Here is a 23,275-nt window from a genome sequence, read left to right as displayed (position 1 = left end):
TATTATTCAGATTGAATTGATGTTAATGCAATAGTATAAATTATCTCTTCTACTGAAGCACCTCGTGATAAATCATTTACTGGTTTTCTTAATCCCTGTAATATTGGACCAATAGACATTATATTTGCAGAACGTTGCACAGCTTTATAAGCTATGTTCCCAGAATTTAAATCCGGAAAAATAAATACATTCGCCGATCCTACGATCGGTGAATATGGTGCTTTTAATTTACGAATTGATTCTGAAATAGCAGCATCATATTGAATAGGACCATCAATAATTAAATCAGGTCTTTTATTTTTAACAATCTTAGTAGCTTTTCTTATTTTTTCAACTTGAGACCCACTTCCAGAATAACCAGTTGAATAAGATAACATAGCAATACGTGGTTCTATTCCAAATATTTTTGATGACTCCGCTGATTGAATTGCTATTTCTGCTAATTCTTCTGAATTAGGATCTATGTTAATACCGCAATCACTATAAATTAAAACTGTATTTGGTAATAACATAAAAAAAATAGATGATACTAAAAAATTATTAGGATGTGTTTTAATAATCTGTAATGCTGGACGTATAGTATCTGATGTTTTATTAATTGCCCCAGCAACTAATCCGTCTACTTGATTAGCTTCTAATATTAAAGTTGCTAAAAAAATATTATTTTCTATTTGTTTCTCAGCAGTTAATTGATCCAAACTTTTATCTTTTCGAATTTCTAAAAGACGTGAAACATATTTTCTTTTTATAAGAGAAGGATTAATAATTTCAACATTTTTATGTAAATTAATATTATTATTACATGCTATTTGATAAATTTTTTGAGAATCTCCTAATAATACACATTGTGCAATATTATCTGTATTACATATTGAAACTGCTCTTAAAATTCGAACATCATATGATTCTGGTAATATAATACGTTTATTTTTTTTCTGTGATAGAATTTTTAAACGATAACAAAATTCTTTTGGTGAATATGTCTTGATATAATTATTATTTTTATTTATAAAAAAAATATTAGAAAAATCAAAAAAACTAGAAATAAATTTTTGTAATTTTTTAATATAAAGATCATCTTTGAAAGTAATATTATAATTAAAATTTTGTAATTTAGATAATATATCTATTGTATATTTTTTTGTAAAAAAAACAGAAATAGATTTTTTAATTAATAACCTGCATAAAAGAATAATATTTTTTTTTGAGTCAAACGCTCCCGTGAATATTACGCAACAAATATTATTATTTTTGAGATCTAATAATTTTATAATGTTTATAAAATTATCTATACGACTAAAAGAAACAATTACTAAAGTATTTAAATACTTTTTTTTTAACATATTTTCACTACTTTCATCAAATATAATTATTTCTTCTATAATATGATTTTTATTTTTTATTAAATAAATATATTCTATATTTAAAAAATAAAAAATATCTAAAATATTGATTTGTATAATATTTCTATTCCAAGGAATACAAGCTATCACCGAAAGAAAATCATCTGTAAAATTTTTTTTTGAAATTTCTATCTGCTTTGTTGTTTTATTAAATTCTTTTAAAATCATTAGTTTCTTTATAAGAGAATTTGTTCTTTCTAAAAAAAAAGGGTTGTTAATTTTATTAAAAATAATACCTAAAACATTTTTATATCGGTACTGTCTTAAAAAAAAATGTATTTCTTCTTCTTTGTTTTTAATACATTGTTTAGAATTATTATTTAAATTAGCTATAAATATTATTTCTGCATCAAGATTTTGAGAAAGATCATAATTAATTTTTGCAGAATTAATATTCTGATTCTTCTTTATACCTTTAATTAAAATTAATTCATGTATTTTTTTTTTTTTATAACATATTTCCATCACTTGATTAAATAAAGATATATATTCTGGAGAATCAAAAAAAGACTTTGAAAAATCTATATCATCCAATATATGAATAAATTTAGAAAAATATTTTTTAATAATTAATGTAGTGTGATCTAATTGATTTTTTATGCAAGAGAAATATAATATAGATTGAGAAGATTGTTTATTGATTCGTTGTTTATAAAAAAAATAAACAATACTTAAACTTATTGTAGTTAAACCAACATCTTGATCTAAAGGAATTAACATTATAATACGCGACATAATTATCCTATATATATTTTTATATATCTATTTTTAATATAAATAAAACTCACACTAAAATAACTATTTTTTATTAATTATCTTAATAGTTTCTTTAGCTATTGCTAATTCTTCATCTGTTGCAATCACAAATACTGGATGAGAAGAGGATTCAGTAATCAATCCTGATTTTCCTCCTACAGTAGAACAATTAAGTTTAGAATTAATTTTAAAACCTAATAAAAAAAGTTTAGAAAAAACTAATTCTCGAATTAAAGATACGTTTTCTCCAATACCACCAGTAAAAATTACTGCATCTAAACGATTTTCCATTAAACTCATATAACTTGCAATATATTTAGATAAACGATGACAAAAAACTTGAACAGATCTTTTTGCTTTTTCTGTTAAATGATATTGTTTCTCGAAATAACGAAAATCACTACTAACACCACTTAAACCTAATAAACCTGATTTTTTATTTAAAATCATTTCAATTTCATCTATACTCATATTAAGTTGTTTATACATAAAAAAAATAATTGCAGGATCTATATCTCCACTTCGTGTACCCATAACTAAACCTTCTAAAGGTGTTAATCCCATAGAAGTATCGACACATACTCCATTACAAATAGCTGCAATTGAACATCCGTTACCTAAATGACATGTAATTAAGTTTAAAGAATCAAATTTTTTATTTAAAATAACAGAAATTTTATAAGAAACATACTTATGACTGATACCATGCGCACCATAACGTCTAATTTGATATTTTTTATAAAAGTTGTATGGTATGGCATACAAAAAAGAACTTTCAGGCATATTTTGATAAAAAGATGTATCAAAAACTGCTACATTTTTATCTGATAAAATAGGATATTTTTTTATAACTGTTTGAATTCCAATTAAATTTGCTGGATTATGTAATGGCGCAAAACAAATATATTTTTTAATACAAGTTATGACATAGTCATTAATTAAACTAGATTTTTTAATTTCATTACCTCCATGTACTACTCTATGTCCTATCCCTATTATATTATTAAAAATATTTTTTTGTTTTAATAAAACTTCATCTATAATAAAATTTAAAGCATCTTCATGGTTCATATTTGAACCTATTTTTTTATAATATTTTTTTTCTAAACAACACCATTTAATATATGTTTCTGATAAAAATAAACATTCTACAATACCAGATAAATATTTTTTTTCATTTTTAGGATCTAATATTGCAAATTTTATAGAAGAACTACCACAATTTAAAACTAAAATTAAATTATTCAATTTATTATCCACAATTATAATATAGTTAAATTCAAAAATATTTTATTTTACTAATAATTAAGAGACTGTTATGTTACAAAAAAAAATTATAAAATTAATGAAAGTAAAATCAGTAATTATTCCAAAAATTGAAATTCAAAATTGTATTAATTTTCTAAAAAAATATCTATTGCAAAATCTTTCTCTAAAATCTTTAATAGTAGGTATTAGTGGAGGTCAAGATTCCACATTAACAGCAAAATTATGTCAAATGACTATTCAAGAGTTAAGACATGAAACAAACAACACTTATTATAAATTTATCGCATTAAGAATGCCATATGGAATTCAATCTGATGAACAAGATTGTCAAGATGCTATTCATTTCATAAAACCAGATCAAATTTTTAACATTAACATCAAACAAGCAGTTTTAAGAAGTGAAAAATCTTTACAAAAATCAGGAATTATAATTTCAGATTATGTACGAGGTAATGAAAAAGCTCGAGAAAGAATGAAAGTACAATATAGTGTTTCTGCTATGTATAATGGTCTAGTCGTTGGAACAGGAAACGCAGCAGAACATCTTACTGGATTTTTTACAAAATTTGGTGATGGTGGAACAGACATTAATCCAATTTATCATTTAAATAAAAGACAAGGTCGATTATTATTAAAAGAATTAAATTCTCCTAAACATTTATATTCTAAAAAGCCTATGGCTGACTTAGAAGATAATTATCCTCAACAAGATGATGAATCTATTTTAGGTGTTACATATAATGTCATTGATTCTTATTTAGAAGGAAAAAAAATAGATTCACACAAACAAAAAATAATTGAAACATTATACTTTAAGACATTACATAAACGTAATTTACCAATTACACAATAAAAAATTTAATGCAATATAACTTTTTTTTGTTCTATAGAGTGAATTTGAATTTTAATAATTTCACTAATTGGATCTTCTGGACAATGTTCTACAAAATAAATTAAATCTGTTAAAGCAACATGATTACATTCTAAATGAGCGTATATTAATCCACGATCGCGAATTTCATATGGATCATTCGGATCAATATGTAATAGTAAATTTGTAACATTTAATGCTAATTCCATTTTTTTTTCTTCCATCAGTGCAGCTTTTAATATATCTAACATTTTACGTATAACTGTAATAGATTCCGATTTATATAAATCATTTTCATACAATTCTGCTGTTGGGCTAATATTACCTTTTAACCATACTTCTAATGTATGTTTATCTAAAATATCTCCATTAAAAGGATTAATGAGCCATTTCTTCTCATTAATCCAATCTGCTCTTAAAATAAGTTGAGTTGGAAAAACAACAGGATTTAATGGCAAATTTAATTCTTGAGCAATGTGTAAAAAAAGAACTCCTAAAGACACTGCTGTTCCTTGACGTGTCTTTAATACATTATCAATCCACATTACATCAGAAAGTTTATAAATACCACTAGCTCCACCAAAATTCCAATGAACATAAAACAATTCTAATAATTTTTTTAATTGTTTATTAGGTTGATTTTCTGATGATATATAAGATTTAGCTTCTTTTATTTTACTTTTTAATTCAGATAGAACACAGTTTGCAGGAAAATCTTTTCGAATAACCTGAGAAGCAATAATAATAGAATCAAAAAGTGATAATTTAGAAAAATCAATATTAGAAAGAGATTTCATATGTTTTAGTAATAAATTTTTTAAAATTTTTAAAATAACGAAAATTTAAATAATACAAATTTGATTAAATTTATATATTCTATATTAAAAAAAAATATTTTTTATTTTATAAAATATTATAAATTTTATTTTATTATATTTTTTCCAATAGTTACACGATCATTTCCTCCATAATCTTGATAAGATTGCACTTCAGAAAAATTATATTTTTTGAATAAATTTTGTACTGATAATTTCTGTTTCCATCCATGTTCTATTAATAACCAACCTCCAAAAAATAAATAATATCTTGCTTTTTTTATAATTTTTTTAATTTCAGATAAACCATCTTGATCAGCTATCAAAGCATTAAATGGTTCAAAAAAAATATCTTTTTTTAAAAGTTTTATTTCTTTTGTACTAATATATGGTGGATTACTTATAATAATATTAAATTTTTTATTAATATTTGAAAACCAATTGCTATAATGAAAAAAAACATTTTTAAAATTTAATTTAAATGCGTTAATACATGCTATTTTGAGTGCTTTTTTTGATTTATCAACACCAATAATTTCACAATCAGAACACATACTTGCTAATGCTAAAGCAATTGCTCCGGATCCAGTACCTAAATCAAGAATTGAAAAATTATTTTGAATTTTAGATAATGCTTGTTCTACTAAAATTTCTGTATCAGGTCTAGGGATAAGAGTATCACATGAAACACGTAAAGACAAAGACCAAAATTCTTTTTCTTCGATTATATAAGCTATTGGTTCTCCTAAAGATCTACGATTAATTAAACTATTTAATAGTTTATGTTGTTTTCTAGTTAACAAGATGTCATCTGATTTCATAATAAAACTATAATCATACTCAGAAACATAAGACAGTAATAATCTAGCTTCATATTGTGGATTTTCGGAAAAATATAGTTTTTTAATAGTATGATTTATCCAATGTTTAATATTCATTTGTATTATTTAGATAAAGAAGATAACATATCTGCTTGATATTCTTGACGTATAGGTTCAATAAGAAAATCTAATTTACCTTGTAGAACTTCATCTAATTTATAGATAGTTAAATTAATTCGATGATCAGTAATTCTATTTTGAGGAAAATTATATGTTCTATTTCTATCTGATCTTTCTCCACTACCTAATAATATTCTTCTCATAGAAGAACTTTCTTGATGCGTTTTCTCTAATTGATTTGCATAAATCCGAGCAGACAAAATAGATAACGCTTTAGCTTTATTTTTATGTTGTGAACGTTCATCTTGACATTCTACAACTTGTCCAGTAGGAAGATGAGTAATTCGAATAGCAGAATCAGTGGTATTAACATGTTGTCCTCCTGCACCTGATGATCTAAAAGTATCAATTTTCAAATCAGATAAATTGATTTCTTCTTTTTTAGCTTCAGGAATTACAGGCATTACAGCTACAGTACAAGTCGAGGTATGTATTCTTCCTTGTGATTCAGTTTCTGGAACTCTTTGTACACGATGACCACCTGACTCAAATTTTAAACGTCCACACGCACCTTTTCCTGTGATTTTTAAAATAATTTCTTTAAACCCTCCCTTTTCACTATCACTAGTATACATCACTTCTGTTTTCCAAGAATATATTTCAGCATATCGAGTATACATTCTAAATAATTCTCCAGCAAAAATTGCTGATTCATTCCCACCGGTTGCTGATCTAATTTCAATAAAACAACTATGTTGATCATTAGGATCTTCAGGTAATAATAATATATTAATTTCTTTCTCTAATATCTCTTTTTCTTTATGTAATAAATATAATTCTTCTTTAGCAATCTCTTGCATTTCAATATCATTTAATAAGATTTTAATATTTTTAATATCACTTTTTAATTTTTCCCATTTCATAAAAATTTTCATAATTTTAGATAATGTTAAATATTCTTTAGATAAAACTTTAAAATGTTCTCTATTTGCAATAACATCTTTCTGTGTAAGCATACATTCAATTTCTTGATAACGATTGCGTAAAGATTTTAATTTATTTAAAATAGAATTATTCATACAATCCTTATATAATAAGTATTTTGTAAAAATATTTTTTAATTAACATCAAACAATGTATGATGAACATAATTAAAAATTATATCATTTTAAATGATCTTATTGTAATTTTAATCAAACTATATAATAAAATATTTTATATGAATACATGAAAATTAAAAAAATCTATACATGGCCTTCACCTGCAAAAATTAATCTATTTTTATATATAACAGGTATACGTAAAGATAAATATCATAATATACAAACATTATTTCAATTTATTAATTATGGTGATACATTAAAAATTGTGCCTAATAAAACAGGTTCTATCAAATTATTTACTCAAGAAAAATATCTTTTAAATAAACAAAATAGCATTATTACTGCAGCTAAATTATTAAAAAAGAAAGGATTGATTTATAAAAGAATATTTAACACTTATAATGGAGCAAAAATATTCTTAAAAAAAAAAATACCTATAGGCAGCGGATTAGGAGGTGGATCTTCTAATGCAGCAACTACATTAATTGTGTTAAATAAATTATGGAACACACAATTTACTTTACAAGAACTATCTTTATTTGGTCTTGAAATAGGATCAGATGTACCCGGTTTCATTATGGGACATACTGCAATTATTGAAGGAATAGGAGATATATTATATCCTATAAAAAAAAAAGAAAAATGGTATGTAGTTGTATATCCTTATATTCATATCTCAACAAAAAAAATGTTTTTAAACCCTTTATTGACGAAATATCACTCAAAAAAATCTATTCAAGAATTATTAAATGCACCTTTTAACAATGATTTTGAAGATATAGCAAAAAAAACATTTATCAAAATTAAAAAATTACTTGCAATATTATCCTCATATGCTCATTTTCGTATGACTGGTACAGGGTCTTGTATATTTTCTGAATTTAATGATAAAAACTCTGCAGAAAAAATTTTTAAATTAATACCTAAAAACATGAAAAGCTTTGTAGCAAAAAGTCTTAATATATCACCATTACATGAAATGATTTACAAAGAATAAAATATTCTTTTTAATAAAAAAATTTAATATTAATTTATTTATTTAAATCTTTTAAAAAAAAAGGTTTTTTTTATGCCAGATATGAAACTTTTTTCAGGAAATTCTATTCCAAAACTAGCAAAGTATATTGCCAATCGATTATATATTAATTTAGGAAATGCAGCTGTCGGTAGATTTAGTGATGGTGAAATCAGTGTTCAAATTAATGAAAATGTAAGAGGAAGCGATGTTTTTATTATTCAATCTACTTGTTCACCTACTAATGATAATATAATGGAGCTAGTTGTGATGGTAGATGCCTTAAGAAGAGCATCTGCTGGTAGAATTACTGCAGTAATACCTTACTTTGGATATGCTCGCCAAGATCGTCGTGTTAGATCAGCAAGAGTTCCTATAACAGCAAAAGTAGTAGCTGATTTTTTATCGAGTATTGGCGTCGATCGTGTATTAACAGTAGATTTACACGCTGAACAAATACAAGGATTTTTTGATGTACCTGTTGATAATGTATTTGGTAGTTTAATTCTTTTAGAAGATATGTTACAAAGAGAATTAAAAAATCCTATTGTTGTTTCTCCTGACATAGGTGGAGTTATTCGAGCTAGAGCAATTGCTAAATTACTATATGATACTGATATGGCAATTATTGATAAAAGAAGACCTCGAGCTAATATATCTCAAATCATGCATATTATTGGTGACGTGGCAAATCGTGATTGTATTTTAGTAGATGATATGATAGATACCGGAGGTACACTATGTAAAGCCGCAGAAGCTCTTAAAGAAAGAGGTGCTAAAAGAGTATTTGCATATGCAACTCATCCTATTTTTTCTGGAAATGCTTCAAATAATTTAAAAAATTCTGTGATTGATGAAGTAGTAGTATGTGATACTATTCCTCTATCTAAAACAATTGAATCATTAAAAAATGTACGTACATTAACATTAGCAGGTATGCTAGCAGAAGCAATCAGACGTATTAGTAACGAAGAATCAATTTCTGCTATGTTTGAACATTAAATATTTTTACTCATTTACATAATGAATTCTAAGCACACTATAGTCTTAAAACAATATAAATAATGTGCTTAGTTTTATAAACTATATATATTAAAAATATCATATATATTTAAAAAAATAAAAATTAATACAGAATGATTCATATAATAATTATAATTATCTAAAGTAATATAACTAAATATATGTAGTATAAAAAATACTAATAACAAACCACGAATAATGCCAAAGATTCCACCTAAAAAAACATTACAATAAGACATCTTAATTTTTTTAATAATTTTGTTTACATATATATTTAAAATATATTTTGTAATAAAAAAAAAACAATCATAATAAATATTAACATATTATTTATTAAAAGAATATCTTGAATAGTATTTTTAAAAAAACTAATAAAATAATTATATTTACTAAAAAAATAAAAATTAAAAAACCAAAAAAAGGAAGATATTACTTCATAATAAAAACCACGTAATAAACCGAAAAAAAACGAGAGAATAATAACAAAAATTATTATATAATCTAGCAAAAACATATATTATCCAAAATTACCTTTATTTTATATTATTCATAGATTTTATCAAAAAATAATTCTGAAATAGTTAAAAAAGAACCAAAAACTAAAATAATATCTTCTTTTTTTACCATTGAAAACGCGTGATTATAAGCTTCATTTATATTATTGAAAATAGATGTATTATGAATAGGAAAAGTATTTTTTAATTGTTTTTTATTTGCAGTACGAATATTTTGTAAAGGTGCTGTAAACCAGTAATGCACATTATTTTTTAATTCATTAATAATACCTATAATGTCTTTATCTTTTAATATTCCTATTACTGCATATATCTTTCCTTTTATATTCATTTCTTCTAATTTATTAGATAAATATGATGCTGCATGTGGATTATGAGCAACATCTAAAATTATATAAGGTGTAGTAGAAATAATTTGAAATCGACCAGGTAGTTTTACAGAAGAAATACACCTTCTTACAATATCTTCATGAATTTTAAATCCTGAATAATAAAGGGCAGCTAGAGCAATAGCTGCATTAGATAATGGTATCTGTGTTAAGGGTAATTTATATAATTCAATATTTGAATGAAAAAAATTCCAATAATCATTTTTTTTTTTCCAATGCCAATCTACATTAATTTTTTTTAATATTGTATGTGTTTTTATAGCATTTTTTTTTATTATATCTGGAATATTTATTTCTCCGATAACAGAAATTGTATCTTTTCTAAAAATACCTGATTTTTCACGAGCAATACTCTCTCGTGTTTTGCCTAAGACGTTACTATGATCAATAGCAATATTAGTTATTATAGATATATCAGAATCAATAATATTAGTCGCATCTAATCGACCTCCTAAACCTACTTCTAATATTATAATATCTAATGAATAGTTTCTAAATAAATGTAATGCTGCAAGTGTAATAAACTCAAAGTAAGTTAATATAAAAGATTTTCTCGCAAGTTCTATACTTTTAAAAGCAGTAATATGTTCTGTTTCATCTAATAATAACCCATTGATACGAACTCTTTCTCTATAATTAAATAAATGAGGAGAAGTATATAGTCCTACTTGATAACCTTCTTTTAATAACAATCTTTCTAACATTGCACAAGTAGTACCCTTTCCATTTGTTCCAGTCACTGTAAAAATAAAAGCTTTACAATCTAACAAATCTAATTTTTTTGCAATAGATTTTAATAAAATCAAATCAGATGTTTTTTTCTCTCCTATTTTTTCTAATTTTTTCAACCACATTGATAAAGAACAATTTTGATTAATCATAATAATATGTATTATTGTTTGATAAATAACAATATTTTATTTTATCTAGAAAATATTGTTATTATAAAAATATATTAATATTATATTAATATATAGAAAATTTTAAAATTAAAATTTACAGTTTATCTTTTCTGAAAATATAATAAATATTTTTTAAAAAATATTACTATAATCTTTAAAAATTATAAAAATGTATTATCTAGTAAAAACATTTTTAATTTATTTAAAATAAAAAAATATTTTAATAATAATCTAATATAGATAATACATATTGTTATATAATAAATATCTTAAATAAAATTATATGACTATAATTCTATAGATGATTTTACTAAATAAATTAATTCGTTTGGATATATACCTAAGATCAACAAGATAATTCCTGAAAAAAATATAATTGCTCCAGAACCAGTATATATCCAATGATTAGATACAATTATCTGATTTTTTATGGATTTTAATGGTTTAGAATATAAACTTAAAATAACTCTTAAATAACAATACAGACCTAATATAGTTCCAATTAAAAAAATTAAACCCATCACCCATAAATGTTCTTTTATTATAATAGATAAGATATAAAATTTTCCAATAAATCCTAATGTCATAGGAATACCAGATAAAGATAGTAATACTAAAGTTAATATTATAGATAAAAGAGGTTGGGACCAAAATAATCCTTGATATGATTCTATTAAATCAGCATGATTAGTTTTATTTGCATTTGTAATTAAATTAATTATACCAAAAAAAGCGATATTACTAAATAAATAACTATATAAATATATTGCACTAGCTTCTAAAGAAAAAAAGTAATTTTTATTAGAAACTAAAAATATTATTAAAAGATATCCTAATTGAGATATAGATGAATAAGCAAATAATCGTCTAATATTATTTTGAAACATAGCCATTAAATTTCCAAATAATATAGAAAAAATAATAGTTAATAATAATATAAAATATATTATTTTATTTCCATAAGAAATATGTGATAACAAATTTAATAACACAACAAAAATAGAAATTTTACCCACAGTAGAAAAAAAAGATAAAACTGCTGCAGGAGTACCTTGATAAACATCAGGAGTCCATAAATGAAATGGAATAATAGATAATTTAAATAATAATGAACAAAGTATCATACTGATTCCGAACAATAAAACTAATGTTTCATTATTAGAAATATTATTAAAAAGTGGAATTATAGATATAAAACTCAAATTTCCTGAAACAGCATAAATCCATGCAATTCCGAATAGTAAAAAACTAGATGTAATAGAAGATAATATGATATATTTTAAAGCTGCTTCTAAAGAATTTTTATAATATTGCGAATAAGCAATTAAACCAAAAACTGGTAATGATAAAAGCTCTACACTAACGAATAAAGATGCCATATGATTAGATATAACTAATGATATTGCACCTAAATGTGAAATAATTACTAATAAATAAAATTCTTCTTTATTTTCAGAAGAAATTTTTAACCATGAATATCCAAAAATACAAGCACTAATACTAGAAAAAATAATCATGATAATATATAAAATAGAATAATGTGTAATATAAAATAATCCATTAATATCTATAGGCAAAATTGTTATTGATAAATATAAAGAAAAAAATGAAAATATAAATCCAAATGTACTAAGTACAGCAACAAAAAAATGATTTCTATTATATGAAATAGATAATATTACTATTACTGCAGTAAATATCATGATCAACAAAGGCAGCAGTGCTGTTAATTGTTGTAAATTTATTGTCATTGATAATTAAAACCTTATTTTTTAAATTAAATTATTAAATTCTTTTGTGAATATTATGTATAAAACTATATGAAATATTTATAACTTTTTGTGGATATAAACCGAAAAAAATTAAAACAATAGCTAACATCATAATTATACATAATGATTTTTTTTGAATAAAAATAATAGGCATTTTTTTTTCGCATGAACCATAAAAAATTTTTTGTATAAAATTTAAAGAATAAACAGAAGAAAAAATAATACTCATTGTTGCTAATATTGAAATATATGGAAACACTTGAAAAACACCAGATAAAATTAAAAATTCACCAATAAAATTACCAGTCCCTGGAATTCCCAAATTTGATAAAGAAAAAAATAAAGAAAAACCTGGAAGCCAATAAATACAAGACCATAAACCTTGCATTTTATTTATATCTTGAGTTTTAAAATATTTATATAATTGTCCAGATAAAACACATAAAGCTGCAGTAGTTAAACTACTTGATAACATTTGTATAATTACACCTTGTAATGCTATTTCACTATGACTATAAATTGCTATCAAAATTAATCCCATATGAGAAATAGAAGAATATGCAATAAATTTTTTAATATTTATTTGTGAAAAAGCAATCCAAGACCCATAAAATATACTTAATAAACCTAAAAATATTGCTATGGGAGCAAATTGATGTATTATATGAGGGAATAAAACTAAATTATACCGCAGAAGTGCATAAGGAGCAGTTTTTAATAACACGCCAATAATTTCTATCGAACCACAAGAAATAGATTGAGAATGTAAATCTGGCAACCATCCGTGAAATGGAACAATAGGCATTTTTATAATAAACGCTAAAAAAAAACCTAACATAGTAATATATTCTATATTTTTATTTATATGTTCATGAAGTAACATATTATAATTAAAAGTTAATATATTAGTATTATGATAATGATTTAAAGCTAATAATAAAATAGATGATAACAATATTAAACCAGAAATTTGTCCATAAATAAAAAATTTATTAGCAGCAATAATAATTTTTTTTATTTTATTTTGATCGCTCCATAAGATAATTAAAAAATACATGGGAAGTAACATGATTTCCCAAAAACAAAAAAATAAAAAAAGATCACAAGCTATAAAAACACCAATTATCCCAGTAATAACAAGCATAAAATTCAAATAAAAAAAACCTGCGTTATTTTTAATTTCATTCCAAGAACATAAAATTGCAATGATGGATAAAAAAACAGAGAAAAAGATCATAATAATAGAAAATCCATCAACAGCAATATTAAATTCAATTCCAAATCTTGTTATCCAAGGTATAATTAATTGACGATTCCAATTCACACCATCGCTTATTTGAAATAAAGTATTATATTCTTCAAAAAATATTGTTGTTATAATACAAAATATCAAAATTATCCCTAATAAAGAAATCCAACGAGGAAAATTTTTATGAAATTTATAAGAAAAAAATGCAAAAATACTACTTAAAAATGGAATAATAATTAAAAAAGAAAGTAACATTACTTGAATATTCCTATTATTTACTATAATTACTTATTAATGAAATGTTTTATTTTTAACAAGAATAAATACATGAATTAAAAATTACTTTATACTCATCCAACATAAAAAAATTGATATAAAAATTATATTTATCCCTAATATGATTGAAAATATATACCATCTTATATAACCATTACTACTTTTTAGTAAACATATATTACATATTCTAATAATTTTTAAAAAATAATTAATAATTTTATCTAATGGATCACAAGATAACATTATAGAGATATACAAATAAAAGTTTACAAAAAAAACATTATAAAAATAATCGAAACCCCATCCTGTTAAAAAAAAATAATGTATTTTTTTTATAAATTTATATTGCAAAAATTTGTTTATCCAATATGGATTTTTAATCCATAATAAGTAAGATAAATATATTCCAAAAATAGATAATACACTAGATATAACTTCAATAATAAACTTACCATCATGTAATAAAAAAGATATAGGAAACACATAAAACAATGGTGGTGATATATATGAACCTAATACAGTTGATAAAACTAATAAAATGCATAATGGAAGATTATGATTGATATTGTTTACAGGAACTACTTGATGATTTTCATGACCATGACCATGAAAAACTAAAAAAATCATTCTAAAGGTATACAAAGCAGTTAAAAAAGAACAAAATAAAGCAATTAAAAAAAAATAAAAATGTTCACTTTTTAGAACATTAAACAAAATATTACCTTTACTATAAAAACCAGAAGTGATCAAAGGAAATGAAACTAAAGAAGCTCCTCCAACTATGAAATTAATATATAAAAATGGTAATTTTTTTCGTAAACCTCCCATTTTAAATATATTTTTCTGATTTTTACATGAAACAATCAATGAACCTGCAGATAAAAATAATAATGCTTTAAATATTCCATGTATAATTAAATGCATAATCGCTGCACTCCATGCTTGAACACTTAAAGCTAAAAACATGTACCCTATTTGACTCATAGTAGAATATGCTAAAATACGTTTAATATCTTTTTGAAACAAAGCTGAAATACTAGAAACTAATATTGTTAATACACTTAATAATCCTATAAAATATAATATTTTCGGAGTAAGTAAAAATAAAAAATGCATTCTAGCAATTAAATATACTCCTGCTGTTACCATTGTAGCTGCATGTATTAAAGCTGATACAGGACTTGGACCCACCATAGCATCAGTTAACCAAGTGTGCAAAGGCAATTGCGCTGATTTTCCGATAACTCCTATTAATAAAAAAAATGTAATGAGATTCAAATCAAAAATATTATCTGTATTTAAAATATTAGATAAAAACTTAATTTCTTCAAAATTAAAAGTATCATATTTTCTATATATTAAAAATATTCCAATCATAAGAAAAACATCAGAAATTCGAGTTAGAATAAATGCTTTGAGAGCAGAATGACAATTATTTAACTTATTATAATAAAAACCAATCAATAAATATGAACATACACTTACTCCTTCCCATCCTAAATACATAAATAACAAATTATTAGCGAGTACTAACAGAGACATACTTGCTATAAATAAATTAATATATGCAAAAAAACGTGAATAACCTTCTTTATATTTCATATACCAAGAAGAATATATATGTACTAACAATCCAATTCCTGTAATTAGAAATAACATACTTAAAGACAATCCATCAATAAGAAAACTACAATCAATCTTTAAATCATTAATAGATAACCAATTCCATAATTTTTGTACAAAAATTCGATGATTATTTTTATACATCATTACAACATAAAAACATGTTGTTAAAAATGATATAAATATTGTCAATATGCCTGTATTTGATATAATTTTTTTGGAAATCATATCTTGCACGCAAGACAAAAATAAAAATCCTAAAAACGGAAACAGAGTTATGAAAAAAATAATATTCATCCTTTCATCTCATTTAAAATATCAACATTTAATGTTTTTTTTTGTCTATAAAGTTGTAATAAAAATGCTAAAGCTATACTAGCTTCTGCTGCTGCTAAAGTGATTGTAAATATATACATAATTTGCCCATCTACTTGTTTCCAATAGCTACCAACTACTATTAATGCTAATCCCACAGCATTGATCATAATTTCCAAACTAATTAATATAAACAATATATTACGTCGTATAATTAGAGAAGTTAAACCTAGAACAAATAATATTAATGATAAAAATAATCCATGAAACAAAGAGATCATATATTATTAACCTTAATAAATATAAAATAATTATAAAGATTCCGTTGTATTTATATTCTTATTGCCGATATGAAAAACAATAATTAAAGCAGATAATAAAAGAATTGAAGATAGTTCTACTAATAATACATACGGACCAAATAAACTGATACCAACTATTTTTGCATCAATTAATAATCCATCAATTTTTTTTTCTTTAAAAAAGAATAATATATAAGCCATAGAAAAAAACATTATTAATGATAAAATACCAGGTCCAATCCAAAAAATCGATTTTAAAAAATTTTCTTTTTTTATATTGTTTTCTTTATCAATATTTAACATCATAATTACAAAAACAAATAATACTATAATAGCTCCAGCATAAATAATGACTTCTAAAGCACCAGCAAAAAAAGCCCCAAGAGAAAAAAATATTCCAGATATTGATAAAAGAGAAACTATTAAATATGATAATGAATATATTGCATTTTTTTGAATAATTGATAAAAAAGTAGATATAATAGCTATAGAAGAAAAGATATAAAAAACCCAATCCATTAAAATCTCCTTATGGTAATAAACTCTTTATATTTACAGGTTTAGATTCACAATCTAAATCGCCTATTTCTTTATTTTTGATATGTACACCTGAAAAATTATAAAAATTATAATCAGGATATTTTCCTGGACCTGAAATTAATAAATCTTTTTTTTCATATACCAAATCTTTTCTTTTAAAATCAGCAAGTTCAATATCAGGAGTTAATTGGATTGCAGCTGTAGGACAAGCTTCTTCACATAAACCGCAAAATATACAACGAGAAAAATTAATTCGAAAAAATTTTGGATACCAACGACCTTCTTCTTTTTCATCTTTTTGTAAAGAAATACAATCCACAGGACACACTGCTGCGCACAAATTACAAGCAACACAACGTTCTTGTCCATCTATAGTACGAGTTAATATAATACGACCTCGATAACGAGGTGAAAGATTTAATTTTTCTTCTGGATATAATCTTGTTTCAGATTTCAAAAAAATATTAGCACTAATCATTAAAAGGCTTCTTATTTGAGTCCAAAACCCAATAATAATATTTTTTAATGTCATAAATAAAAATCTCTTATCAATTTTATAATAAAATAAAAAAAGCAGTAAAAAATAAATTTAATAATGTAAGTGGTAAACAATATTTCCATCCAAATAACAATATGTGATCATATCGTGGCCTTGGCAAAGAAGCTCGGATTAAAATAAAAATAAAAATAAAAAAAATAGTTTTTAAAAAAAACCAAATAAAACCAGGAATAAATGGACCTAACCATCCACCAAAAAAAATTGTTACTATTAATGATGATACTACAATAATAGAAATATATTCACCAATAAAAAATAAACCAAATTTCATTCCTGAATATTCAATATGATAACCATCAGCTAATTCTTGTTCAGATTCAGGTTGATCAAATGGATGTCTATGACAAACAGCTAAACCAGCTATAAAAAAAGATAAAAAACCAAAAAACTGGGGGAAAATATTCCAAATATCTTTTTGATGTATTACAATATCTGATATTTTAAATGATCCTGAACAAGCCACTACTCCCATTAATGATAATCCTAAAAATACTTCATAACTTAAAGTTTGCACACACGCACGCATTGCTCCTAATAATGCATATTTATTATTACTAGACCAACCAGCAAAAAGTATAGAATAAACCGACAAACTTGCCATCATTAAAAAAAATAAAATACCTATATTTAAATCAATAATCATAAAACTAGATGTAAATGGAATAGTAGGAACTACACATAACAAAGACATAAAAGCTATTATAGGTGATAAAATAAAAATAAATTTCTTACTAAAAGGTGGAGTCCAATCTTCTTTAAATAAAATTTTAATCATATCAGCACATATTTGCAAACTGCCCATCCAACCAACTCGGTTAGGTCCGTATCTATTTTGGAATAATGCTAATAATCTTCGTTCAATAATACTTAAAAAAGCAGCAAAAAAAACTGTTGAGAACAAAAGAAAAAAAATTTTAAAAAAAGAAAAGAATATTTGAACTATATTTATTTTTAATCCAATCATGTAATACATTCCTGTAAAAATTTAATTTTTCTACCAATCAAAGAAATAGGAAAACCTTTTCTTCCTAAAGGTAATCCTAAGTGACTTTTAGTTAAATATTTAGACAATTGTATTGGTAAACGATAATTTTTATTTAAACAATTAAATTCTACTATTGAGTCTTTTTTTAAATTTAATTTTTCCCCATCTTCAAAGCTCATTAAAGCATATTCTATAGGTATATTTTCTCGTATTATAGATGAATATTGAGTTAGTTCTTCATTTCCAAAAAGATGATAATAAGGTATAATATACCAGTATTCTTCTTCTTTAAAAGTTTGAGACATAGATATAATACTTAAATCTATTTTTGTTTTTATTGTATTTTCTGTGAAAAGACGCACTCCTGAATTTCCAGATACTAAATCTTTACCTATCTTTTTTTGAAATTTATTCCATGCTTGTGGTGAATTCCAACCAGGAAACCAAGCAAAGGGAATATGAGCAACAGATTCATGAGGTTGATTATAACCTTCCATAGAAAATGCAAACATAGTATCATTATCAACAGGTTGACGAGGTTCATGAACATCGATATGGGAACGTAAAGATGTTCTACCACTAGAACGAATAGAAGAACGAGAAATTTTTTGACCATGAACACGAAAACTAGAACTTAACTCTTCTAATTTTATTTTGTTTAAAATTGTATATTTTTTAGAATAAGAACTTATTACATCATCTAAATTTGTCCAAGATATTTCAGTATTATCAATCTTTGATTTCATCCAATGCAACCATTTCCAACTTTCAAAAAAACAATAATTATCACCATAAAAATAAGGATCATAAACTTGAAAAAAACGTTGAGCTCTTCCTTCAAAATTTATAACTGTTCCAGAACTTTCAGTAAAATTTTTTACCGGTAAAGTCAATCCAGATTTCTTATAAGTTTCTGTATATTGGTGATCTAAAGTTATAATATTTTCTTTGTTTTTAAAAACAATATCACAATCATGTTGCGATATAGAGCGATATAAATCGTATTCCATAAAAATTATCGCATCTGCTTTTTTATTTTGAATTTCTTCTAATGCAGATTCTATAGACATACCTCCAAATAGTGCTACACCTAAAGAATTAGGAGACGGTGTCAAAAAAACTGTACCAACATGATGATTTGGATAATGAATTTTAATAGAATGAGCTATATTTATTGATGCCTGTATAATAGAAACATCATAAGAATGAGAACCTGAAATAATTAAAGTTTTTTTCGATGAAATTAATCGATGAGAGATTAATAATGCTTTTTCTTTTAATAAAGGATCTATATTTAATACTTCTGGTAAATTTTTATTTAATTCATAAGCAATAGCAGATGCAAAATTTACTTGTTTATCAATAGGAGCAAAATAAGACCATTCAGAAATATCATCTAATTTATTTTCATGTGTGTGTAATATAAATAAAGAATTTTTAACACTTTCAGACATATGAACACTTGGAGAAACATTCCATTTTGGTATTCCATTAGAATAATTTATATCTTGTGATTTTTTTTTTACTGCTTGCCGTACAGCTAAAGCAACACGAGCAGAAGTTTGTGTTAAATCTTCTCCTAAAACTAAAATGACATCGTAACTTTCAATTTCTCTTAACGATGGAGTATATATAAAATTATTTTTTAAAAATTCTAAAATTAATTGCATACATGTTTGTTCTTTATTAGACATGCCATTCGAAAAATTATTTCTGCCTACTAATTCTTGTAATGCAAAATTATTTTCTATACTAGCTCTTATAGAACCAACTCCAATTACTCTTTTAAATTTTTTAAAAAAATTAAAGCCTATATTAATAGCTTCATGAAAATTTAATATTTTTGAATATCTATTATTAGAATAGACTGGATTTTTAGGACGTGTAATTAAATTATTATGAGAATAACCAAAACGTCCAAGATCACAAATTAAATAATGATTAATTTTTTCATGATATCTATTTTCTATTCTACGAATTTCTCCATAACGTTCTCCAATACTAATATTACATCCAATACTACAATTTTGACATATACTTGGAGAATATTGCATATCCCATTTACGATTATATTTTTTAGAATGAGTTTTATCAGTAAAAACACCAGTAGGACATAGTTCTATTAAATTACCTGAATGTTCGTTTTCTAAAACACCATCTTCTACACGACCAAAATAAATATTATTATTAGATCCATAGACTCCAAAATCTGTACCATCTGCGTAATCGTTATAATATCTAACACAACGATAGCATGTAATACATCGATTCATTTCATGTTTTATGAAAGATCCTAAATATTGATTTTTATGTGTTCTTTTTCGAAATCTATAATTACGTATATTATGTTTTACCATTACTGTCATATCTTGCAAATGGCAATGACCACCCTCCTCACATACTGGACAGTCATGTGGATGATTTGTTAATAATAATTCAATTATAGTACTGCGAAATATTGTAGATTCTATGTTGTTTACAGAAATTATAGTTCCGTCAATTGACGGTGTCATACAAGACATAATTAATCGACCTTGGCGATCTTCTAAATTATTATATTGTGTTACAGCACATTGACGACATGCACCTAAACTTCCTAATAAGGGATGCCAACAAAAATAAGGGATATCAATACCTAATGATAAACAAGATTGTAATAAATTATCCGATTCATTTACAATATGCATAACACCATCTATATAAATTTTAGCCATATAAAGAATAATTCCAAAATTTTTTATTCAGATAAATTTATATAAAAAATTTATTTAAACATAACATAAATATTTTTATAAAAATTATAAGTTTTAAACTAAATATTGTTCGATTGAATTCCAATAAATGTTTTATTTATATGCACTAGTTTTTGATTAATTCCAGATTCAAATTCAGATCGAAAATATTTTATAGCACTTTGTAATGGTTCTATTGCTCCAGGTGCATGAGCACAAAATGTTTTACCTGGACTCAAATGTACACACAATCTTTCTAAATCTTTAATATCATTCTTTTGTCCTTTTTTATCTTTTAAACTTTTTAATATTTTTACAATCCATGGTAATCCGTCTCTGCATGGCGTACATAGACCACATGATTCGCGAGAAAAAAATTTTTCTATATTATAGACAAGATCAACCATATTTGTTTTATGATCTACTGCCATAGCAAGAGCAGTTCCTAAACGACTACCAGCTTGACGTATATTATTAAAATCCATTGGTAAATCTAAATGTTTTTCAGTTAAAAAATCTGTTCCTGCACCTCCTGGTTGCCAAGCTTTTAAAAAATAACCGGATTTCATTCCATACGCATAATCTTCTAAAATCTCACGAGCTGTGGTACCAAAAGGTAATTCCCATACACCAGGATTTTTTACTTTTCCTGAAAAACCCATTAATTTAGTACCAGTATCAGAACTTTTAGATAAATTTTTATACCAATTTATACCATTTAATATAATACTGGGAACATTAGATAATGTTTCTACATTATTAATACAAGTAGGTTTTCCCCATAATCCGAATACTCCTGGAAACGGTGGTTTAGATCTTGGATTAGCTCTACGACCCTCTAAAGAATTAATTAAAGCTGTTTCTTCTCCACAAATATAACGTCCAGCTCCAGTGTGTAAAACTAGTTCAAAATTAAACTCACTATTAAGAATATTTGACCCAATAAAACCAAAAAAAGTTGCTTCTTGTATAGATTTTGTTAAAATTTTTTCAGCTTGGACATATTCTCCTCTTAAAAAAATATAAGCTCGAGATACATTTAATGCATATCCTGATAATATTATTCCTTCAATTAATTGATGAGGAATTTTCTCCATTAATAATCGATCTTTATATGTACCAGGTTCCATTTCATCAGCATTACATATTAAATAAGCACTATTTTTATCACTATGAGAGCGACTTTTAGACATTAAAGTCCATTTTAAACCAGTAGAAAAACCAGCTCCTCCTCTTCCCTTTAAACCTGATTCTTTTACTATATTAATTACATCTTTCGATAACATATTTTTTAATGCTTTTTTTAAAGCTTGATAACCATCTTTTAAAACATATTCTTTAATCCAAACAGTATTTTGGTCATTTCTTAAACGCCATGTTAAAGGATGAGTTTCTGCGCTGCGTATATTTTGATTCATTTATATGATTCCAGTATATGTGGAATAGATTCTGGAGTTAAAAAAGAATACAGATCTTCATTAATCATAATTGTTGGCCCTTTATCACAATTTCCTAAACAACAAACGGGTAATAAAGTAAACTTATTATCTTGCGTAGTTTGCCCAATTTTTACTTTTAGACATTTTTCTAAAGTAATTTTTATATTTTTATAACCAGTTAAAAAACATACCACACTATCACAATAACGAATGATATTACGACCAACTGGTTGACGAAAAATTTGACTATAGAAAGTAGCAACACCTTCAACTTCACTAGGATGAATTTTCAATATTTCAGCAATAGCATAAATCGCTTGATCACAAATCCAACCACGTTTTTTTTGTACAATTTTCAGTGCTTCTATAGAAATAGAACGAAAATTTTCATAATACTTTTTTTGATTATTTATTTCTTGAATTTCTTCATTAGTTAATTTGAATTTAATAGAAATTTTACGCATTATATTTTTTTTTTATT

20 protein-coding genes are annotated in these 23,275 nt (G+C 24.3%); 3 read left to right on the top strand and 17 right to left on the bottom strand.

Annotated elements, in window-relative coordinates:
- Positions 1 to 2: 2 nt before the first annotated feature.
- Positions 3 to 2,138 (bottom strand): phosphate acetyltransferase, encoded by a 2,136-nt coding sequence (gene pta, locus D9V74_RS00825; protein WP_158362403.1) that lies wholly within the window; start codon positions 2,136 to 2,138, stop codon positions 3 to 5.
- A 63-nt stretch (positions 2,139 to 2,201) separates the two neighbouring features.
- A complete protein-coding gene (locus D9V74_RS00820; RefSeq protein WP_158362401.1) occupies positions 2,202 to 3,419 on the bottom strand; it encodes an acetate kinase in 1,218 nt (405 codons plus the stop codon).
- A 58-nt stretch (positions 3,420 to 3,477) separates the two neighbouring features.
- Between D9V74_RS00820 and nadE the strand changes: the two genes are divergently transcribed.
- Positions 3,478 to 4,281 (top strand): ammonia-dependent NAD(+) synthetase, encoded by an 804-nt coding sequence (gene nadE / locus D9V74_RS00815; protein WP_158362399.1) that lies wholly within the window; start codon positions 3,478 to 3,480, stop codon positions 4,279 to 4,281.
- Positions 4,282 to 4,286: 5 nt separating this feature from the next.
- On the opposite strand, the gene sirB1 is transcribed toward nadE, so the two are convergent.
- The 3 genes from sirB1 to prfA all read right to left on the bottom strand — a co-directional run bounded on the left by sirB1 (position 4,287) and on the right by prfA (position 7,134).
- Positions 4,287 to 5,096: an invasion regulator SirB1 gene (gene sirB1, locus D9V74_RS00810; RefSeq protein WP_158362397.1), complete on the bottom strand. Its 810-nt coding sequence runs from the start codon at positions 5,094 to 5,096 to the stop codon at positions 4,287 to 4,289.
- A 125-nt stretch (positions 5,097 to 5,221) separates the two neighbouring features.
- Positions 5,222 to 6,052, bottom strand: a complete 831-nt coding sequence (gene prmC, locus D9V74_RS00805; RefSeq protein ID WP_158362395.1) for a peptide chain release factor N(5)-glutamine methyltransferase — start codon at positions 6,050 to 6,052, stop codon at positions 5,222 to 5,224.
- 5 nt (positions 6,053 to 6,057) lie between these two features.
- Entirely contained in the window at positions 6,058 to 7,134 is a 1,077-nt protein-coding gene (gene prfA / locus D9V74_RS00800; protein WP_158362393.1) for a peptide chain release factor 1, read from the bottom strand.
- 148 nt (positions 7,135 to 7,282) lie between these two features.
- On the opposite strand from prfA, the gene ispE reads away from it, so the two are divergent.
- Positions 7,283 to 8,155, top strand: coding sequence for a 4-(cytidine 5'-diphospho)-2-C-methyl-D-erythritol kinase (gene ispE, locus D9V74_RS00795; protein ID WP_158362391.1), 873 nt, complete (start codon positions 7,283 to 7,285; stop codon positions 8,153 to 8,155).
- A gap of 72 nt (positions 8,156 to 8,227) precedes the next feature.
- Positions 8,228 to 9,175: a ribose-phosphate pyrophosphokinase gene (locus D9V74_RS00790; RefSeq protein ID WP_158362389.1), complete on the top strand. Its 948-nt coding sequence runs from the start codon at positions 8,228 to 8,230 to the stop codon at positions 9,173 to 9,175.
- A 74-nt stretch (positions 9,176 to 9,249) separates the two neighbouring features.
- Here the strand turns inward: D9V74_RS00790 and D9V74_RS00785 are convergent, their stop codons facing one another.
- From D9V74_RS00785 to nuoE, 12 genes are all read right to left on the bottom strand, one after another.
- On the bottom strand, positions 9,250 to 9,435 hold the full coding sequence (locus tag D9V74_RS00785; protein WP_261979364.1) for a hypothetical protein: 186 nt from the start codon (positions 9,433 to 9,435) through the stop codon (positions 9,250 to 9,252).
- 304 nt (positions 9,436 to 9,739) lie between these two features.
- Positions 9,740 to 10,981, bottom strand: coding sequence for a bifunctional tetrahydrofolate synthase/dihydrofolate synthase (gene folC, locus D9V74_RS00775; protein WP_158362385.1), 1,242 nt, complete (start codon positions 10,979 to 10,981; stop codon positions 9,740 to 9,742).
- A gap of 308 nt (positions 10,982 to 11,289) precedes the next feature.
- Positions 11,290 to 12,753 carry an NADH-quinone oxidoreductase subunit N gene (locus tag D9V74_RS00770; RefSeq protein WP_158362383.1) on the bottom strand — a complete coding sequence of 488 codons (1,464 nt, stop codon included), beginning with the start codon at positions 12,751 to 12,753 and terminating at the stop codon, positions 11,290 to 11,292.
- 34 nt (positions 12,754 to 12,787) lie between these two features.
- Positions 12,788 to 14,278, bottom strand: coding sequence for a NuoM family protein (locus tag D9V74_RS00765; RefSeq protein WP_158362381.1), 1,491 nt, complete (start codon positions 14,276 to 14,278; stop codon positions 12,788 to 12,790).
- 84 nt (positions 14,279 to 14,362) lie between these two features.
- On the bottom strand, positions 14,363 to 16,219 hold the full coding sequence (nuoL, locus tag D9V74_RS00760; RefSeq protein ID WP_158362379.1) for an NADH-quinone oxidoreductase subunit L: 1,857 nt from the start codon (positions 16,217 to 16,219) through the stop codon (positions 14,363 to 14,365).
- Positions 16,216 to 16,518 carry an NADH-quinone oxidoreductase subunit NuoK gene (nuoK, locus tag D9V74_RS00755; RefSeq protein WP_158362377.1) on the bottom strand — a complete coding sequence of 101 codons (303 nt, stop codon included), beginning with the start codon at positions 16,516 to 16,518 and terminating at the stop codon, positions 16,216 to 16,218. Before nuoK ends, nuoL begins: the two co-directional genes overlap by 4 nt.
- Positions 16,519 to 16,548: 30 nt before the next feature.
- Positions 16,549 to 17,058 (bottom strand): NADH-quinone oxidoreductase subunit J, encoded by a 510-nt coding sequence (nuoJ, locus tag D9V74_RS00750; protein WP_158362375.1) that lies wholly within the window; start codon positions 17,056 to 17,058, stop codon positions 16,549 to 16,551.
- 10 nt (positions 17,059 to 17,068) lie between these two features.
- Positions 17,069 to 17,611, bottom strand: a complete 543-nt coding sequence (gene nuoI / locus D9V74_RS00745) for an NADH-quinone oxidoreductase subunit NuoI (RefSeq protein ID WP_158362373.1) — start codon at positions 17,609 to 17,611, stop codon at positions 17,069 to 17,071.
- Between the two features lie 22 nt (positions 17,612 to 17,633).
- Positions 17,634 to 18,602, bottom strand: a complete 969-nt coding sequence (nuoH, locus tag D9V74_RS00740; protein ID WP_158362371.1) for an NADH-quinone oxidoreductase subunit NuoH — start codon at positions 18,600 to 18,602, stop codon at positions 17,634 to 17,636.
- Positions 18,599 to 21,337 carry an NADH-quinone oxidoreductase subunit NuoG gene (nuoG, locus tag D9V74_RS00735; protein ID WP_158362369.1) on the bottom strand — a complete coding sequence of 913 codons (2,739 nt, stop codon included), beginning with the start codon at positions 21,335 to 21,337 and terminating at the stop codon, positions 18,599 to 18,601. The genes nuoH and nuoG overlap by 4 nt, the downstream gene beginning before the upstream one ends.
- Positions 21,338 to 21,435: 98 nt before the next feature.
- Positions 21,436 to 22,773 carry an NADH-quinone oxidoreductase subunit NuoF gene (gene nuoF / locus D9V74_RS00730; RefSeq protein ID WP_158362367.1) on the bottom strand — a complete coding sequence of 446 codons (1,338 nt, stop codon included), beginning with the start codon at positions 22,771 to 22,773 and terminating at the stop codon, positions 21,436 to 21,438.
- The gene (gene nuoE, locus D9V74_RS00725) at positions 22,770 to 23,258 is read right to left on the bottom strand and encodes an NADH-quinone oxidoreductase subunit NuoE (RefSeq protein WP_158362365.1); all 489 of its coding nucleotides are present in this window, start codon (positions 23,256 to 23,258) and stop codon (positions 22,770 to 22,772) included. Before nuoE ends, nuoF begins: the two co-directional genes overlap by 4 nt.
- Positions 23,259 to 23,275 lie beyond the last annotated feature (17 nt).

Source organism: Buchnera aphidicola (Macrosiphoniella sanborni) (genome assembly GCF_005080885.1).
GTDB classification, from domain to species: domain Bacteria; phylum Pseudomonadota; class Gammaproteobacteria; order Enterobacterales; family Enterobacteriaceae; genus Buchnera; species Buchnera aphidicola_AU.
This window is presented reverse-complemented; position numbering and strand designations above follow the sequence as displayed.

Bases quoted from the DNA above. Each gene is read 5' to 3' on its own strand.
- nuoF (WP_158362367.1), bottom strand. From the start codon at position 22,773: ATGAATCAAAATATACGCAGCGCAGAAACTCATCCTTTAACATGGCGT.
- D9V74_RS00785 (WP_261979364.1), bottom strand. From the start codon at position 9,435: ATGTCTTATTGTAATGTTTTTTTAGGTGGAATCTTTGGCATTATTCGT.
- sirB1 (WP_158362397.1), bottom strand. From the start codon at position 5,096: ATGAAATCTCTTTCTAATATTGATTTTTCTAAATTATCACTTTTTGAT.
- nuoK (WP_158362377.1), bottom strand. From the start codon at position 16,518: ATGATCTCTTTGTTTCATGGATTATTTTTATCATTAATATTATTTGTT.
- ispE (WP_158362391.1), top strand. From the start codon at position 7,283: ATGAAAATTAAAAAAATCTATACATGGCCTTCACCTGCAAAAATTAAT.
- D9V74_RS00765 (WP_158362381.1), bottom strand. From the start codon at position 14,278: ATGTTACTTTCTTTTTTAATTATTATTCCATTTTTAAGTAGTATTTTT.
- prfA (WP_158362393.1), bottom strand. From the start codon at position 7,134: ATGAATAATTCTATTTTAAATAAATTAAAATCTTTACGCAATCGTTAT.
- nuoJ (WP_158362375.1), bottom strand. From the start codon at position 17,058: ATGGATTGGGTTTTTTATATCTTTTCTTCTATAGCTATTATATCTACT.
- nadE (WP_158362399.1), top strand. From the start codon at position 3,478: ATGTTACAAAAAAAAATTATAAAATTAATGAAAGTAAAATCAGTAATT.
- nuoH (WP_158362371.1), bottom strand. From the start codon at position 18,602: ATGATTGGATTAAAAATAAATATAGTTCAAATATTCTTTTCTTTTTTT.
- nuoE (WP_158362365.1), bottom strand. From the start codon at position 23,258: ATGCGTAAAATTTCTATTAAATTCAAATTAACTAATGAAGAAATTCAA.
- nuoL (WP_158362379.1), bottom strand. From the start codon at position 16,219: ATGAATATTATTTTTTTCATAACTCTGTTTCCGTTTTTAGGATTTTTA.
- pta (WP_158362403.1), bottom strand. From the start codon at position 2,138: ATGTCGCGTATTATAATGTTAATTCCTTTAGATCAAGATGTTGGTTTA.
- prmC (WP_158362395.1), bottom strand. From the start codon at position 6,052: ATGAATATTAAACATTGGATAAATCATACTATTAAAAAACTATATTTT.
- folC (WP_158362385.1), bottom strand. From the start codon at position 10,981: ATGATTAATCAAAATTGTTCTTTATCAATGTGGTTGAAAAAATTAGAA.
- nuoG (WP_158362369.1), bottom strand. From the start codon at position 21,337: ATGGCTAAAATTTATATAGATGGTGTTATGCATATTGTAAATGAATCG.
- nuoI (WP_158362373.1), bottom strand. From the start codon at position 17,611: ATGACATTAAAAAATATTATTATTGGGTTTTGGACTCAAATAAGAAGC.
- D9V74_RS00790 (WP_158362389.1), top strand. From the start codon at position 8,228: ATGCCAGATATGAAACTTTTTTCAGGAAATTCTATTCCAAAACTAGCA.
- D9V74_RS00770 (WP_158362383.1), bottom strand. From the start codon at position 12,753: ATGACAATAAATTTACAACAATTAACAGCACTGCTGCCTTTGTTGATC.